Origin of the sequence: Paeniglutamicibacter sp. NPDC012692 (assembly GCF_042901625.1) — a bacterium.
GTDB lineage: Bacteria > Actinomycetota > Actinomycetes > Actinomycetales > Micrococcaceae > Paeniglutamicibacter.
Map to the genome: position 1 here is coordinate 1 of NZ_JBIBDE010000020.1, position 2,352 is coordinate 2,352.

General features: G+C 58.7%; 4 protein-coding genes. All 4 read right to left on the minus strand.

The window, feature by feature from the left end; genetic code table 11:
• Window positions 1–33: 33 nt before the first annotated feature.
• Window positions 34–666, minus strand: a complete 633-nt coding sequence (locus tag ACFY5D_RS22110; RefSeq protein WP_387534764.1) for a Type 1 glutamine amidotransferase-like domain-containing protein — start codon at window positions 664–666, stop codon at window positions 34–36.
• Between the two features lie 159 nt (window positions 667–825).
• Window positions 826–1,266, minus strand: coding sequence for a DUF5956 family protein (locus ACFY5D_RS22115; RefSeq protein WP_387534765.1), 441 nt, complete (start codon window positions 1,264–1,266; stop codon window positions 826–828).
• Between the two features lie 200 nt (window positions 1,267–1,466).
• On the minus strand, window positions 1,467–1,886 hold the full coding sequence (locus ACFY5D_RS22120; protein ID WP_387534766.1) for a hypothetical protein: 420 nt from the start codon (window positions 1,884–1,886) through the stop codon (window positions 1,467–1,469).
• Window positions 1,883–2,209, minus strand: coding sequence for a PadR family transcriptional regulator (locus tag ACFY5D_RS22125; protein WP_387534768.1), 327 nt, complete (start codon window positions 2,207–2,209; stop codon window positions 1,883–1,885). The genes ACFY5D_RS22120 and ACFY5D_RS22125 overlap by 4 nt, the downstream gene beginning before the upstream one ends.
• Window positions 2,210–2,352: the final 143 nt, after the last annotated feature.

Below are 2,352 nucleotides of genomic sequence, written 5' to 3' on the forward strand. Positions count from 1 at the left end.
AACCTTGACCGGGACACTAAATCCAGCCTTCTCTCAAAACAGCGCAACGCTGCTGCCATCAACCACCAACGCCTGGCCGTCACGAAGCGCCCAGTACTGTTTGCCGTCTTGGGCGTAAGCCGCAGCCACCTGAGTCAGGCTCTCGCGTTCGGGGTGATCAGAAGTTCCGAGGTGGGGCACAAAGGGGCGATCAAGAATATTGAGGCCGTCGAACTCGACAGCTCCGTAAAGCAGCAAGGCATCGTCTGTTGAATCGCACTCTTCGAGGCCCAACAAGCTCGGGGCGAGAACGCAACCCCCAGCACTGAAACCGGCGTAGACCATGGAATCGGCTCTGAGGCGGTCCACAATGAGTGCGTCGGCTCCTGATCGGGCCAGAGCCGCCCGGAGCGTGAAGACGTTGCCGCCCCGAACCCAGACGAAGTCCGGCTCCCCGAACTCCGTAGTAAGGCTCTCCGGGTCGTGCGTCCGCAGATCGAACTCGTGTGCGGTGAGCCCGAGGCCCGCGAGATTCACGAGCTGGCGTTCGGTCTCACTGCGCCGCATCTGAGGATCGGCCCCATCGAAGGCGTTCATGATGACCCACCCGCGCTTTTTGCCTCGAACCATGCCCGTGAATGCTTCGGGATGGTCGCCAAGCTGGTAGGAAGATAGATAGAGGCGCATGGGGCCATTGTCCATCCTTGTACGCAGAGAGTCATTTTCCAATGAATGGGGCACGCCCGCATCTACCCGCAGGGGGAACGCTGTGCGGGACACCATTTGGCCGTGTTTAGCCATGGCAAGCCTGGACTTGGTCAATGGCGTTGATGGCTGAATCGAGGGCTACGGCATTTGGGAGAAGAGGCCCGTGATGGATTCGCCCAAATTGGACGCTTCGCGTTTCGGGTCCCAGTTCGTATGCGGCATCTTGAAGGCTGCCTCATTGAGACGGCTCCAGAAGTCGCTCTCATCCTTGATTCCGGAGGGCAAGCGTAGAAACCATCGGTAGCCGTGGGGTCGAGAAGGCAGTCCCGAATCTGCTAGATAGCCATCGATGTCGTCCTCGATTTCCTCGATCTCGGCTTCTGTGATGGTCTCGGTCCAGGAAGTGCTGGTGCCCTCTGGCTTTTCACAGGTCACCCTGACCAAGTCGGTACGTTTACCCATCGGCTCGCGCATCACGTTCTCCGGTCCAGCGAACCATGATGCAATCGCACCCCAGCCGTTCTCCGTCAGTTCTATCCAGCCTGAGGGCCGGGTGCCAATTGGGTAGCTTTCCCACATCTTGAACGGCCGTCCTTGCTGAGGTTGGTATCGGACTTCGCAGAAACAGATAGTCAGGTTGGAAACCCCAGTGCCAGAGAATCCTGAAATCGTAGTCTGAAGTAGGCTGCTGAGCATATAAATGGCCACAATCAGGTCCGCTAGCGGAAGCTTGACCGGGCACTCTTTGGGTATGGTCCGTGCCGACTCGAAGGAGCCGTTTAGTCGGCCAGCGTTCCGCTTCCGGCTGTGTCGGAATAGATGTAAACATCATCCGGGTGCTCCACGGATTCAAGCAATCCGTCGATGTTGATGACGGGAATCTCATCTTTTGCCGGAAGGAAGGCTTGTGCGCCCACGACGGCTGCACCCGCCAGGGTAAGCGTTGAGAAGATTGCGATCATGGTGGTTTTCATGTTTTTGCCTTTCGAGAAGGAGCCAATGCCCTGGGTGGACATGATGATGTGTGAAGCGCGCAAGTGAAGCGCTGCGGTGGCCGCTCCGATGAGCACTGCCCGGTGGTTCATTCCCAGCGAGTGGGCATCGCGCAGGTCGGCACCCCACTGTTCGCGACGGACCTCGCGTTGCCGCGTAGGTGTCAGGGCCAGGCAAAGATTCAGGGTGAGCTGTTGGAGGTTCACGCCGTGATCCACTCGAAGCCCAGGGCGATGTCGCGCCCGGGGTTCTCCTTGGCGTGTTGCGAATTCACATACCGGCGTGCGTGGGGCGCAGCTTCCGCACCCAGACGGAAGTATCGACGACGAGGACCCTTGCGTTCGTCGTCGGTGTCCCATACTCCCTCCACCCAGCCGGCGGCTTCCAGCCGTTCAAGGATGGGGTAGACGGTGCCCGTTTTGAGGCCGGTTTCCTTGACCACTTGCAGTCCCCACACGGCGTCACTGGCGGACAGCAGGGATTCCAAGACGGCAGCAGTGGCGGGGGTTTTGCGGGTGAGTGGCTCCATAAACCAAAGACTACCTATGTAGATCTAGGTTTGCAACAGGCAACTATCAGTACTCATCAAATTGTCACGTCGTCAAAATGCCGGCCACTGGTTCAGTGAGTGTTTCACTGCGGCACGAAGGCATTTGGGTCCCGTAGGACGAA

Coding starts and splice junctions, on each gene's coding strand:
- ACFY5D_RS22110 (WP_387534764.1), bottom strand. CDS start 666: ATGCGCCTCTATCTATCTTCCTACCAGCTTGGCGACCATCCCGAAGCA.
- ACFY5D_RS22115 (WP_387534765.1), bottom strand. CDS start 1,266: ATGTGGGAAAGCTACCCAATTGGCACCCGGCCCTCAGGCTGGATAGAA.
- ACFY5D_RS22125 (WP_387534768.1), bottom strand. CDS start 2,209: ATGGAGCCACTCACCCGCAAAACCCCCGCCACTGCTGCCGTCTTGGAA.